Origin of the sequence: Amycolatopsis sp. NBC_00438 (genome assembly GCF_036026695.1) — a bacterium.
Taxonomy (GTDB): Bacteria; Actinomycetota; Actinomycetes; order Mycobacteriales; family Pseudonocardiaceae; genus Amycolatopsis.
In genome coordinates, this window is the sequence record NZ_CP107923.1 from 1,546,420 (window position 1) to 1,558,971 (window position 12,552).

At 72.5% G+C, this 12,552-nt stretch carries 12 protein-coding genes; 10 read left to right on the top strand and 2 right to left on the bottom strand.

Annotated features, from left to right (window positions below; genetic code table 11):
* The first annotated feature begins 53 nt into the window (after positions 1–53).
* Positions 54–701, top strand: coding sequence for a class I SAM-dependent methyltransferase (locus OG494_RS07415; RefSeq protein WP_328453251.1), 648 nt, complete (start codon positions 54–56; stop codon positions 699–701).
* A gap of 81 nt (positions 702–782) precedes the next feature.
* Here the strand turns inward: OG494_RS07415 and OG494_RS07420 are convergent, their stop codons facing one another.
* A complete protein-coding gene (locus OG494_RS07420) occupies positions 783–1,766 on the bottom strand; it encodes a PaaX family transcriptional regulator (protein ID WP_328453253.1) in 984 nt (327 codons plus the stop codon).
* 248 nt (positions 1,767–2,014) lie between these two features.
* Between OG494_RS07420 and OG494_RS07425 the strand changes: the two genes are divergently transcribed.
* Genes OG494_RS07425 through OG494_RS07465 form a run of 9 tightly spaced genes read left to right on the top strand, consistent with a single transcriptional unit; the run spans position 2,015 to position 11,564 of the window.
* Positions 2,015–2,932: a transporter substrate-binding domain-containing protein gene (locus OG494_RS07425; RefSeq protein WP_328453255.1), complete on the top strand. Its 918-nt coding sequence runs from the start codon at positions 2,015–2,017 to the stop codon at positions 2,930–2,932.
* A gap of 5 nt (positions 2,933–2,937) precedes the next feature.
* Positions 2,938–3,819 carry an amino acid ABC transporter permease gene (locus OG494_RS07430; protein WP_328453257.1) on the top strand — a complete coding sequence of 294 codons (882 nt, stop codon included), beginning with the start codon at positions 2,938–2,940 and terminating at the stop codon, positions 3,817–3,819.
* Complete coding sequence (locus OG494_RS07435) at positions 3,816–4,601, top strand: amino acid ABC transporter ATP-binding protein (protein ID WP_328453259.1); 786 nt, start codon at positions 3,816–3,818, stop codon at positions 4,599–4,601. Before OG494_RS07430 ends, OG494_RS07435 begins: the two co-directional genes overlap by 4 nt.
* Positions 4,598–5,737 carry a CapA family protein gene (locus OG494_RS07440; RefSeq protein ID WP_328453261.1) on the top strand — a complete coding sequence of 380 codons (1,140 nt, stop codon included), beginning with the start codon at positions 4,598–4,600 and terminating at the stop codon, positions 5,735–5,737. Before OG494_RS07435 ends, OG494_RS07440 begins: the two co-directional genes overlap by 4 nt.
* Entirely contained in the window at positions 5,734–6,972 is a 1,239-nt protein-coding gene (locus tag OG494_RS07445) for a CaiB/BaiF CoA transferase family protein (RefSeq protein ID WP_328453263.1), read from the top strand. Before OG494_RS07440 ends, OG494_RS07445 begins: the two co-directional genes overlap by 4 nt.
* Positions 6,969–7,985 (top strand): 2-hydroxyacyl-CoA dehydratase family protein, encoded by a 1,017-nt coding sequence (locus OG494_RS07450; RefSeq protein ID WP_328453265.1) that lies wholly within the window; start codon positions 6,969–6,971, stop codon positions 7,983–7,985. The genes OG494_RS07445 and OG494_RS07450 overlap by 4 nt, the downstream gene beginning before the upstream one ends.
* Positions 7,982–9,214, top strand: coding sequence for a 2-hydroxyacyl-CoA dehydratase family protein (locus tag OG494_RS07455; protein ID WP_328453267.1), 1,233 nt, complete (start codon positions 7,982–7,984; stop codon positions 9,212–9,214). Before OG494_RS07450 ends, OG494_RS07455 begins: the two co-directional genes overlap by 4 nt.
* A gap of 16 nt (positions 9,215–9,230) precedes the next feature.
* Entirely contained in the window at positions 9,231–10,169 is a 939-nt protein-coding gene (locus OG494_RS07460) for a poly(ethylene terephthalate) hydrolase family protein (protein ID WP_328453269.1), read from the top strand.
* Positions 10,170–10,181: 12 nt separating this feature from the next.
* Positions 10,182–11,564, top strand: a complete 1,383-nt coding sequence (locus OG494_RS07465; RefSeq protein ID WP_328453270.1) for a DUF6351 family protein — start codon at positions 10,182–10,184, stop codon at positions 11,562–11,564.
* A 55-nt stretch (positions 11,565–11,619) separates the two neighbouring features.
* On the opposite strand, the gene OG494_RS07470 is transcribed toward OG494_RS07465, so the two are convergent.
* Positions 11,620–12,462 (bottom strand): SAM-dependent methyltransferase, encoded by an 843-nt coding sequence (locus tag OG494_RS07470; protein WP_328453272.1) that lies wholly within the window; start codon positions 12,460–12,462, stop codon positions 11,620–11,622.
* Positions 12,463–12,552 lie beyond the last annotated feature (90 nt).

Genomic DNA, 12,552 nt, shown 5'->3' on the forward strand with positions numbered 1-12,552 from the left:
GGCAGGCGGTGGCTGGTGTGCTGCGTCGCATCAGCGGTGGTGGAGGAGGAACGATGGCCGGAGGGGACAGCGTGGGGGCACGGGACGGGCTCTGGGACCGGTTCGGGGCGGCGTTGTACGACCCGTTCCTGCGCCGGGGGGAGCGGCTGGGCCTGGCCGGCCGGCGCGCGGAGCTGCTGCGGCGCGCGCACGGCCGGGTGGTCGAGATCGGCGCGGGAACCGGCCTCAACGTGCGGCACTACCCGGAGGCGGCGGAGGTCGTGCTGAGCGAGCCCGTCCCGGCGATGTACCGGCGGCTCGAAAAGCGCGTGCGGGGGCACGCCGGGATGCGGCCGGTGCGAGCCGCCGCCGACGCGCTGCCGATGGCGGACGCCAGTGTCGACACGGTCGTGTCGACCCTGGTCCTCTGCACGGTGCCCGACGTCGATCGGGTGCTGGCCGAGCTCGTGCGGGTGCTGCGGCCCGGTGGCCGGCTGCTGTTCTGCGAGCACGTGCGGGCCGAGGACCCGAAGCAGGCCCGGAAGCAGACCCGCCTGGCGGGACCGTGGGCGGCGTTTGCGCAGGGCTGCCGGTGCGACCGCGACACGATCGCGCTCGTCAAGCAGCGGTTCGACATCGAGGACCTGAGCACGGCGCGCTGGCGCGGGATGCCGTCGGTGGTCCACCCCCTGGTCATCGGGACGGCGACGCCCACCCGCTGACGCCGGCGGCCGCCCGGCCCGCGGCGCCGTGGTGCTGCCGTCGAGCGCTGTTTCCCGTACGGACGACCGGGAAAATACCTCTCACTGACGGCGTGCTTCGTCCAGCCTGCGGGCCTCGGCGGCCTGCTCGAACGGCGTGTCGCCCGCCGCGTGGTGGTCGCCCAGGCCGGCGAACAGGGCGGCCACCTTCGCCGAGTCGTGGTGGGACGCGAGCTCGGCCAGCGTGGGGTCGGTGGCGGTCAGCAGCTGCCGGAACCGCAGCTCGGCGAGCGGGCCGAGCCGGTCGTAGATCTGCAGGAACACCTTCTGGGCCCGGTCGCGCGCCCAGCCGGCGGGCAGCAGCTCGGCGGGCAGGTCGGGGTCGGTCTCCGGGAACCGGCGCCAATCCACGCGCAGCTCGGTGCGGGTGCGCAGCGCCTGCGCCGGGCCGACCAGGCCGGCGTCCAGGCCGGTGAGGACCTGTTCGTAGCGCTCGACGAACTGCTCGTACTCCCGGGCGAGGGGCTCGAGGTCGAAGGCCGCGACCGGGCTGCCGGCGTCGCCGGGGACCTCGGTGGCGCGGAAGACCGTCGCGCTGCGGAGGTCGAGTTCGCGCAGCGCGGCGAGCGCGGGTGCGGACAGGTCGTACGGGCTGACCCACACGCCGTCGTAGAGGGCGGCGAAGCGCAGGACCCGCAGCCGCGAACGCAGCGCCGTGCGCAGCCCGCGGTCCTGCTCCGGCACGGAGAAGGTGACGACCGTCCACTGGCCGTCCCACTCGGGCGCGGACGTGCCGAAGGTCAGCATCCGGTGGGTGCGCTCGATGATCACCTCGGACGTGCGGGCGGGAATGCCGTACGCCGTCGTCCGCCCGCTTCGCGACACGGTGAGCAGGCCCCGCGCGGCGAGGCGGCGGATCGCGGCCCGGGCGCTGGCCGGGCTGATGTCGAACTCGCCGAGCAGCTCCACCAGCGCGGCCGAGGGGATGTGCTCGTCGCGCCAGTACCAGAAGTCGCCGAGCAGGGACGTCAGGAGGAGCTGCGGTTCGGCTCCCTGCTGGGAGCGGGGCAGCGGGCCGGTCGTCATCGCGCGCGTGCCTCTCCTGGGTTCGTTTTCAGGGTTCGTCTTCAGGGTTCGTTCCGGCGTTCGTTCCGGGGTTCGGCCGGGGTCGCCCGCCGCGGGTGTCCATGGTGACAGTCCCGGCCGGGCGGCCGGGACGAGGGGTTGAATCACGCGACACATCATGCGACGATCGGCGCGCAGATAGCAACCAATCTCCCCTCCCGGGTTCCCGCGCCGCCCGTCCGGACGGCCTTCCTCAGGAAGACAACGACATGGGTTCCTCACTTCGTCAATGGCGTCGAAGCCCGCTCGCCGTGGTCGCCGCCGGGCTCGTCCTGGCCGGCTGCACGGTCGAGGAGGGAGCGGCCACAGCGCCCACGGCCGCCGCCCTGACCGCCGACCAGGCGCTGCACGACCAGCTGCCCCAGGCGGTCAAGGACGCCGGGATCATCCGGTTCGCCGGGGACTCCCACCCGCCCTACCGGACCGTCGGCCCGGACGGCAAGACGGTGACCGGCATCGACCACGACTTCCAGGAGGCGCTCGGCCAACTCCTGGGCGTGCGCACGGAAACCACCGTCGTCAGCGGTCTCCCGGCCGCGCTGCAAGGCATGCTCAGCGGCCGTTACGAGGCCTTCAACGGTCCCGTCAAAGCCACCGCCGAACGCGAGAAGCAGTTCGACACCGTCACCTGGATGACCACCCGCACCGCCTACGTGGTGCCCGAAGGGTCCGCCGCCGGCATCAAGCAGGCCGCCGACATGTGCGGTAAGCGCGTCGCCGTGGTCACCGCCAGCGTCGTGGAGGACCAGCTCGCCAAGCTGTCCACCTTCTGCCAGGGCCAACAGCGCCCGGCCGTGCAGGTGGTGGGGCTCGACGACACGAACGCCACCCTGCTGGCCGCCAAGTCCGGCCGGGCGGACGCCGCCGGGATGACGCAGGCCGCGGCGATCGACGTGACCTCCCAGCAGAAGGGGCAGTACGAGTACGTGACGCAGACCGAGGAGCAAGGCGCCACGAAGGACAACCTGGCGCTCTACACGCCGAAGGCCGGGAAGCTCGGCCCGGTGCTGCAGAAGGCCTTCGAGGAGCTGTTCCGCAACGGCACCTACACCCGGATCATGAAGCAGTGGGGCCTGGGGGACGTCACGGTCCCGCAGCCGCTGTTCGACGCGGCCACCGCGAAATGACCGCGATGTCCACTGTGGAGGAAACGGCGGCCGCTCGCGACGACGTCGCCGCCGCCCGTGGCCGCTTCCGCCCGCTGCGCTGGGTGTTCGTGCTCGTGCTGGCCGTGCTGCTCGCCCAGCTGATCGTCTTCCTGGTCGGCAACGACCGGTTCCAGTGGGACGTCGTGGCGAAGTACCTCTTCGAGAAGAGCGTCATGGCGGGCCTGGGCACCACGGTGCTGCTCGCGGTCGCGGCGATGGTGCTCGGCTCGCTGGCGGGTGGCGTGGTCGCGGCCATGCAGCTGAGCGGGTTCGGGCCCGCGCGGTGGGTGGCGACGCTGTGGGTGGGACTGTTCCGCGGCATCCCGCCGCTGGTGCAGCTGATCTTCTGGTTCAACCTCGCCTACCTGCTCCCGAAGCTGTCGCTCGGCATCCCGTTCGGCCCGGTCTTCGGGACGTGGGACGCCAACACCGTGATCACGCCGCTGACCGCCGCGGTCATCGGCTTGTCCCTGGTCGAATCGGCCTACCTGGCCGAGATCTTCCGCGCCGGGGTGACGTCGGTCGACTCCGGCCAGCGCGACGCCGCGCGCGCGATGGGCTACCCGCCGGGGCAGACCCTGCTCAGGATCGTGCTGCCGCAGGCGATGCGCGTCATCATCCCGCCCGCGGGCAGCCAGTTCATCAACGTCCTCAAGGGCACGGCGCTGGTGTCGGTCATCGCGATGTCGGACCTGCTGCACGCGGTGCAGGTGATCTACAACCGCACCTACGAGATCGTGCCGATGCTGCTGGTCGCCTGCTTCTGGTACCTCGTGGTCGTCACCCTCCTCACGGCCGGGCAACGCCGGCTGGAACGCCGGTTCTCGCGTGGTCACCTCCCCGTCGCCCTGAGGAGGAACCGATGACCGAGCCGGTGCTGCGGATCAGCGGGGTCCGCAAGGAGTTCGGCGCGGTGACCGCGCTGGCGGGCGTCAGCCTCGACGTCCACGAAGGCGAGACCGTCGTGGTCATCGGCCCCTCGGGCTCGGGCAAGTCGACACTCGCCCGCTGCGCCCACCAGCTGGAATCCATCGACGGCGGCGCGATGTACCTCGACGGCGAGCTGCTCGGCCACCGGCGCACCCCGGGCGGCCTGCGCCCCCTGACCGAGCGCCGGATCGCCGCCCAGCGCCGCCGGATGAGCATGGTGTTCCAGCAGTTCAACCTGTTCCCGCAGTTCACCGTGCTGCGTAACGTGACCGACGCGGCGATCCGCGTCCACGGGCGCGACCGGTCCACTGTGGAGCGGGAGGCGCGTGACCTGCTGGAGCGCATCGGCCTGGCCGGCCGCGAGGACCACTACCCGCGGCAGCTCTCGGGCGGGCAGCAGCAGCGGGTCGCGATCGCCCGGGCCGTGCTGGTGCGGCCGCGGATCATGCTGTTCGACGAGCCGACCAGCGCCCTCGACCCGGAACTGGTCGACGAGGTCCTGGCCGTGCTGCGGACCCTCGCCGCGGCGGGGACCACGATGGTCGTGGTCACCCACGAGATGGCCTTCGCGCGCGAGGTGGCCGACCGGTGCGTGTTCATGGAAGCGGGCCGGATCGTCGAGGAAGGCCCGCCGGAGGAGCTGTTCACCCGGCCGGCGACCGATCGGCTGCGCGCCTTCCTGTCCCGCCATCTGTCCGAAAAGGAGGGTGTTTCGTGATCACTGTCGGCGCCGTCGGCGACCTCATCCTGGACGAGCCGGATCCGGAGTTCTTCCTCGCGCCGGCCGCGCCGGTGCTGCGGGGCATGGACCTGGCGATCGGGCACGTCGAGGTGCCGCATTCGACCACGGCGGTGCAGCGCAGCACCGACGTCCCCGCGCCCCCGGCGGACCCGGAGGCGCTGAAGGCGGTGGCCGGCGCCGGGTTCGCGGTGGTCACCCTGGCGGGCAACCACGTCTGCGACGCCGGCGACGGGGGACTGGCCGACACCATCGCCTATTCGCGGGCGGCGGGGATGGTGACGGCCGGTGCCGGGCCGGACCTCGCGCAGGCCCGGCGCCCGGCGCTCGTCGACCGCGGTGGCCTGCGCATCGGCGTGCTGTCCTACAACTGCGTGGGCCCGCGCGACTCCTGGGCGACCTCCCGCAAGCCCGGCTGCGCGTACGTCCACGTCCTCACGCACTACGAGCTGGACCACGCGAGCCCGGGCGGCCCGCCGAAGATCTACACCTTCGCCGACCCCGACAGCCTCGAGGCGATGGCCGCCGACGTCCGCAGCCTGCGCACCGAGGCCGACGTCGTGCTCGTCTCGCTGCACAAGGGCGTCGGGCACACCCCGATGGTCGTCGCGATGTACGAAGGCCCGGTCGCGCGCGCGGCGATCGACGCCGGTGCCGACGCGGTGTTCTCCCACCACCCGCACATCATGCGCGGCATCGAAGTCCACAGAGGACGGCCGATCTTCCACGGGCTCGGCAACTTCGTCACGGTCACCCACGCGCTGACCCCGGGAGCCGGGGTCGGCGCGGACGAACTGCGGGCCTGGGCCGAACGCCGGACGAAGCTCTACGGCTTCGCGCCCGACCCGGACATGCCGTTCTTCCCGTTCCACCCGGAAAGCCGCAACACCGCCATCGCCTTCTGCCGCTTCGACGAGACCGGGCTGCGTGAGGCCGGCTTCGTCCCGTGCCGGATCGACGACCAGGGCCGTCCGGTGCCGGTCGGCGGCACTCCGGAAGGCGAGGCCGTGGCGAAGTACGTCGACGACATCACCCGCGGGGCCGGCCTCAACGGCCGGTTCACCACCCGCGGCACCGAAGTGCTCGTCGATCTCTCCGAAGGGGTTCCCTCATGACCGACCAGCCACTGGCCGGCCGCACCGTCGTCGACCTGACCACCGCGCTCGCCGGGCCGTACGCGACGCTGCTGCTCGCCGGGCTCGGGGCCACCGTGATCAAGGTCGAAAACCCGGCCACGGGCGGGGATTCGTCCCGCAACAACGCCCCCTACGTCGGCCGCGACGGGCTGAACCTCGCCCGCCGCCACGAGGACGACCTGTCGGTGTCGATGCTGCTGCGCGGCCGCAACAAGCTCAGTGTCACCCTCGACCTGAAGAACCCGCGCTCCCGGGCCGTGTTCACCGATCTCGTCCGCGACGCCGACGTGCTGGTGGAGAACTACAGCCCGGGCGTCACCGAGCGGCTCGGCATCTCCTACGAGCAGGTCCGGGAGATCAACCCGCGGCTCGTCTACACCTCGATCAGCGGGTTCGGCGCCCAGGGCGGCCCGGGGTCGGGCAAGGCGATGGACTCGATCATCCAGGCGCTGAGCGGGGTGATGATGACCGCCGGGGAACCCGACGAGGGCCCGGTCCGGTTCGGCCTGCCGATCGGCGACCTGCTGGCGCCGCTGTTCGCGGTGGTCGGCACGGTGTCCGCGTTGCTGCAGGCCGAGCACACCGGCGAGGGCCAGCGCGTGGACGTGTCGATGCTCGGCGCGCTGACCTCGCTCGTCGCGTGTGAGCCGTTCGACGCCTTCGACGCGGTCGGCCTGCCCCAGCGCACCGGCTCGATGGTGCCGCGGCTCGCGCCGTTCGGGATCCTGCCGGCTCTTGACGGCTATCTCGCCCTCTGCGCGCCCACGGACGCGTTCGCCCACGGCGTGCTCCGGGCGATCGGCCGGCCGGACCTGGCCGAGGACGAGCGCTACCGCACGCGGGACCAGCGCGTGCGCACCGCCGACGAGCTGCACGAGCTCATCCGCGGGTGGTGCCGGGTGCGTCCCCTCTCCGAGATCCTGGCCGCGTTCACCGCCGAGGGTGTGCCCGCGGCCGAGGTCCGCGAGCCGCGCGAAGCGGTCCGGGATCCGCTGGTCCTGGCGCGCGAGGAAGTCGTACCGCTGCGGCACCCGCGCCACGGCGCGGTGGCCGACCTGGCCGGGACCGGCGTGCCGATCCGGTTCTCCGCCTCCCGCGTCTCGCTGGAACGGCCCGCGCCGGGGCTGGGGGAGCACAACGAGCACGTCTACCGCGAGCTGCTCGGCTACACCGAAGAGCACCTGGCGGAGCTGGTGGCGGAGGCGGTGATTTGAGCGCGCCGACGGTGGGGTACGTCGGCGCCGACGTCCCGGTCGAGCTGATCACCGCGGCGGGGCTGCTGCCGCTGCGGCTGGCCGGGAAACCGGGCGAAGACAGCACAGCGGGCGACCGCTACCTCGGGCGCGGGGTCGACCCGGTCGCCCGGTCGATCCTGACGCGGATCCTCACGGGCGGCTACGGGCCGCTCGAAGCCGTCGTGATCTCCCGTGACTGCGAGGCCTCGCTGCGCCTGTTCTACGCCCTGCGGGAGCTGCACCGGGTCGAGCCGGAGCTGCGGCTGCCGCCGGTGCGGCTGGTGGACGTCCTGCACCTGCCGCATCACACGACCACCCGGTACGTCCACGCGAAGATCGCCCAGCTGCGCGAATGGCTCGGCCGCTGGCGGACCGTCTCCGACGACGACCTCGCCGCGGCGATCACCGCCCACGACACCCTGCGGCGCTCGCTCGGCCGCTGCGCTGTTTTGCGCCGGGCGAACCGGCTGAGCGGCACCAGGTTCCTCGAGGTCGTCGCCGCGACCACCAGGCTGCCGGTCACGGCGGCCACCGCGCTCGCCGAGGGCGTGGCCGCCGACTCGTCCGAGGCCGACGGCGTGCGACTGTTCCTCACCGGCAGCTCCCACGACGACCCGGCGGTGTACCGGACGTTGGAGGACAACGGCTTTCTCGTCGTGGGGGAGGACCACGACTGGGGTGAGCTGCTCTTCGCGCGCACGTGCGCGGCGCCGACGGAACTCGCGCTCGCCGAGCGCTACCAGCACAACGGCCCGGCCGCGCCGCGCGCGTCGATCCGGCAGCGCGCCGCGCACACCGCCGCGGCCGCCCGGGCCTGCGGTGCGGAGGTCCTGCTTTCGTACGCACGGGTGCACGACGACGCGCCGCCGTGGGACTTCCCGGCCCAGCGGGCGGCGACCGGGCTGCGCGCGGTCCTGGCGGAACGGCAGCCCTACGGCGAGCTGACCCCCGAGGCGCTGGCGGCTTTGCTCCCGGCCGGAGTGGTGGCATGACCGCCCGGCTGACCTCGGCGACCACCGCCACCGCCTACCAGCGCGAGTGGTTCGCCGGGATGCGCGAAGACGTCGCCGCCGGCGCGCCGCTGGCGCTGGTCAACGCGGACGCCCCGCAGGAGATCTTCCGCGCGATGGGGATCCCGTACGTCGTCAACCAGTGGTGGGCCTCGATCATCGCGGCGAAACGCCAGACCCAGCGCTACCTCGGCCTGCTGCGCGAGCGCGGTTACCCCGACTACATCGAGCAGTACAGCGCCACCTCGCTGGCGTCGGTGTTCGAGGACGACCCCGATCAGGCGCCGTGGGGCGGCCTGCCGAAGCCATCGATCGTGCTCGGCGAGACGACCGGTGACGCGTCCCGGAAGATCTTCGACGTCTGGGACGCCCAGCCCGGCGTCACGTACTACCCGCTGGAGAGCGCGGCGGAGGACGCGGTTCCGGAGCGGTGGTGGGAGCTGATGCCGCGTCGCTGGGAGGAGGCGATCGGGAGTGACCGGCTCGACCTGCTGACCGGCGAGCTGACCGGCCTGATCCGGTTCCTGGAGCACACCACCGGCCGGGTGTTCTCCGAAACCCGGTTCCGGGAAGTCATGGCGCTGGTCAACGAGCAGCAGGAGTGGAACCGCCGCACCCGAGACCTGATCGCCGCCGCACGGCCGTGCCCGATCGCCGTCACCGACGGCATCCCGAGCGTGATGGTGCCCCAGTGGCACCGCGGTACCGAGTGGGCCCGCGACGCCGCCCGCGCGTTCCACGACGAGGTCCGCGACCGGATCGACGCCGGCGTCGCGGTGTGCCCGGACGAGCGGCTGCGCTTGCTGTGGATCGGCCGCGGCCTGTGGTTCGACCTCGAGTTCTACCACCGGTTCCAGCGCTCGCACGGCGCCGTCTTCGTCTGGTCCATGTACCTCGCGATCGCCGCGGACGGCTACCTGCGCTACGGCGACGACCCGCTGCGCGCCCTCGCCGCCCGCTTCGCCGCGTTCGGCGACCAGCTCTACACCCCGCCGTGGTCGGCCGAGTGGTACGTCAAGGAAGCCCGGCACCACGGCGTCGACGGCGTCGTGCACCTCGTGTCCGACGACGCACGCGGCGGCTACTTCACCACCCGCGCCCTGCGCGCCGCGGGGATTCCCGTGCTGGAACTGCACGCGGACAACGTCGACGCCCGCACCGGAGGCGACTTGACCGCGCGGATGACCGCGTGGCTCGACGAACTGAAGTGACCCGAGAGGAATTCTGATGGGAAACGCTCTCCTCAAGCCCGCTCTGGCCGCCGCGGTGACGGCCGTCGTCGCGGTCACGGCCGCGGTGGCCACCGGGTCCGGCTCTCCCGACGCGGACATCGCCGTGGCCGCCGCGCCCGCGCCGCCCGCGTCCGCGGTGTTCCACCCGGTGGTGCGCGAACCCGCGGCCAGGACGGGGGCCTACGCCGCCGAGTACACCGTCTACCGGCCCGCCGACCTGGACCGGACGCGGGATCGGCTGCCCGTGGTCGTCTTCGGCAACGGGGCGTGCCGGCACACGAGCAACGACGAGCTGCTGACGGTCGAGACGCTGCTCGCCGCGCACGGGTTCGTCGTCGTCGCCGTCGGCGGGTTCGACCAGCCCGCGCTGACCGAGAACGGCACCGCCGAGCCGAAGGTCATCACCGACGCGATCACCTGGGCCGGCCGGGAGGACGGCCGGCCCGGAAGCGCCCTGCGGAACCGGCTCGACACCCGCCGGACCGGCGTTGCCGGCCACTCGTGCGGTGGCATCGAAGCGCTCGTTGCCGGCGCCGACCCGCGCGTGAAGTCGGTGCTGTCGCTCGACAGCGGGTTCTTCGCGGACGGCACCCTCGGCTACGGCCGGGAAAACCTCGGGAACCTGCACACGCCCACGCTGTTCGTCGACGGCGGCCCGGACGACGTCGCCTACGCCAACAGCGGGGCCAACTACGACCTCGTCACCGTCCCCGCGGTCCGGGCGACCAACCCGGCCGCGGGGCACACCGGGTTCGTCTACGGCCAGCGTGGTGCGCTCCCCGATCCGAGCGTCCGCGAGGAAGCGGTCCGGGTCCTCGTCGCCTGGTTCGACTTCACCCTCAACGGCAACCGCACCGCCCGCGGCTACTTCCTCGGCGCCGGCTGCGGTCTGTGCGCCACCCCGGGCTGGACCGTCGGCAGCAAGAACTTCTGACAGGAGCGTTTCATGAGATTCCCGCGTCTTCTCGGGGCGGCCGTGGTGGCGGTTCTCGCTGCCGGGCTTCCCACGACCGCCCAGGCGGCGGAGGCCGGAACGCCGTGTCCGGGCGTTGCGGCGAGGTGCGTCGACGGGCAGCTGACCGACGGCACGCCGTACACGTTCGCCAAACCGGCCCGGTGGAACGGCGCGGTGCTGGTGGACCTCGACTTCGCCGCCGGCGGCCTGTCGAGCGCACTCACCGCGAGCCTGCTGGCCCGCGGTTATGCGGTGGGCGGCACCACCCGCACGATCACCGGCTGGAACATCGCGCAGGCGATCGACAACCAGGCGGCGGCGCTCGGCCGGTTCGAAGCCGCGTTCGGGCGGGCCCGGTACGCGATCGCGGAGGGTCGTTCGATGGGCGGGATGGTCGTGGCCGGGGTCGCGCAGGTGCACCCCGGCCGGTTCGACGCGGCCATTCCGATGTGCGGCGGCCTCGGCGGTGCGGTCGGGCAGTGGAACCAGAAGCTCGACACCGTCTTCACGCTCAAGACGTTGCTGTTTAAGGACACCGCCTTGCCGGTGACCGGCATCCCCGCCGACGTCCCCGGACTCCAGCAGCAGTGGGTTTCGGTGATGACGTCGGCCCAGACCACGGCGGCGGGCCAGGCACGGATCGCGCTGGCGGCGGCGATCGGCCAGCTGCCGGGCTGGGGCCTGGCCGCCGACGGCACGACGACCCCGGTCCCGGACGGCCGCGACGTCGACGGCGTCGAACAGGGGATGTTCCTGGCGTTGGCGGGTGGGCCACTGCCGTATCTGGGGCAGGCGGTCAGCAGCCGGCGGGCGATCGAACAGCTGGCGGGCGGGAACCCGTCCTGGAACACGGGAGTCGACTACGCGCGCCAGCTCTCGATGGCGGCGCCGGGCCAGCAGGACGTGGTGCGGCGGCTGTACGAGCGTGCGGGGCTGGACTTGCGTGCCGACCTGGGCCGGCTCGCCGCCGAACCTCGTGTGCATGCTGATCCCGCGGCTGTTCGTTTTCTGGAGCGGGGCATTGTGTTCACCGGGGATCTGCGGATTCCGGTGCTCACGGTCAACGGCACGGGCGACCAGATCTCGACCGTGGCTCAGCAGCAGTCCTACGGCGCTCTGGTCCGGCAGGCGGGTAACGAGACGCTGCTGCGGCAGACGTACGTCCAGACCGCGGGGCATTGCACGTACACCACGGGTGAGCAGCAGGGGGCGATCGACCGGATGCTGACCCGGCTGCGGACCGGGCACTGGCCCGATACGGCACCTCGGACGATGAACGCATTGGCGGCCGCCGCGGACGGCGTGCGAGGACGCTACCTGCCCTACACGCCACCACGGTTCAACCGGATGTACCCGCCGTCGGCTTCGCGCTGAACAGCTTCTCTTTCCGGCAATAGCCGGTGAAGCGAGTTACGCGGACCCGTGTCGTTCAGCGGGCCGGTGTCCCGATTCGGGCGTCCCGGCGGCGGATGCCCAGGCCGGCGTACAGTCCGTCGTCCTGGGGGAGCACGGCGGCGGTCAGCCTCTCGGGATGCCAGTTCCCGCTGGTGGTCAGCCCCGGCTCGACCAGTTCGAAGCCCTGGAACAACTCCAGTACCTCCGCGCGCGGCCGGGGGAAGATGTGGTCCTGTGTGGCGCGCATCGTCTCGGCGACCCGGGGATCGGCCAGCACGGCGAAGTCGTTGGTCAGGTGGGTCAGCGCGAGCTGGCTGCCGGGGGCGAGCGCGTCGCGGTAGGTGGCGAACACCCTGGGGACGTCGGCTGCCGGGGGCAGGTAGTGCCCGACGGCGACCGCGAGCAGCCCGACCGGCTGCGTCAGGTCGAGCAGGGTCCGGACGGGCCCGGAGTCCAGCACGTCGGCGGGGCGCGTGATGTCGGCCTGGACGGTGGCCGCGTAGGGGTTGTCCGCGAGCAGCAGCCGGCTGTGGGCGACGGCGACGGACTCGTAGTCGACGTAGACGATCCGAGCGGCCGGGTCGACCGCCTGAGCCACTTCGTGGACGTTCCCGGTGGTCGGGATACCGGACCCGAGGTCGAGGAATTGGCGGATGCCGGCGTCGAGCATGAACTTCACGGCTCGGCGGAGGAAAGCCCGGTTGCGCCGGGCGACGAGCGCGACCTCCGGCTGGATGTCCGTGAGCCGCCGCGCCACGGCGCGGTCGGCGGCCAGGTTGTAAGCCCCGCCGAGCAGGTAGTCGTAGATCCGGGCGACGCTGGGCGTGGCCCGGTCGACTCCGGCCGGAACCCAGTCCGCGCCTTCGGCTTCGGTCACCGTCGCCCCCCTCGCGATTTCCTGACTCCCAGTATGGCGGATCCGCACTCCGGAACCCGCGCCGGTGACCGGATCGCGGACTACTGCGCC

Bases quoted from the DNA above. Each gene is read 5' to 3' on its own strand.
- OG494_RS07415 (WP_328453251.1), top strand. From the start codon at position 54: ATGGCCGGAGGGGACAGCGTGGGGGCACGGGACGGGCTCTGGGACCGG.
- OG494_RS07420 (WP_328453253.1), bottom strand. From the start codon at position 1,766: ATGACGACCGGCCCGCTGCCCCGCTCCCAGCAGGGAGCCGAACCGCAG.
- OG494_RS07425 (WP_328453255.1), top strand. From the start codon at position 2,015: ATGGGTTCCTCACTTCGTCAATGGCGTCGAAGCCCGCTCGCCGTGGTC.
- OG494_RS07430 (WP_328453257.1), top strand. From the start codon at position 2,938: ATGTCCACTGTGGAGGAAACGGCGGCCGCTCGCGACGACGTCGCCGCC.
- OG494_RS07435 (WP_328453259.1), top strand. From the start codon at position 3,816: ATGACCGAGCCGGTGCTGCGGATCAGCGGGGTCCGCAAGGAGTTCGGC.
- OG494_RS07445 (WP_328453263.1), top strand. From the start codon at position 5,734: ATGACCGACCAGCCACTGGCCGGCCGCACCGTCGTCGACCTGACCACC.
- OG494_RS07455 (WP_328453267.1), top strand. From the start codon at position 7,982: ATGACCGCCCGGCTGACCTCGGCGACCACCGCCACCGCCTACCAGCGC.
- OG494_RS07460 (WP_328453269.1), top strand. From the start codon at position 9,231: ATGGGAAACGCTCTCCTCAAGCCCGCTCTGGCCGCCGCGGTGACGGCC.
- OG494_RS07465 (WP_328453270.1), top strand. From the start codon at position 10,182: ATGAGATTCCCGCGTCTTCTCGGGGCGGCCGTGGTGGCGGTTCTCGCT.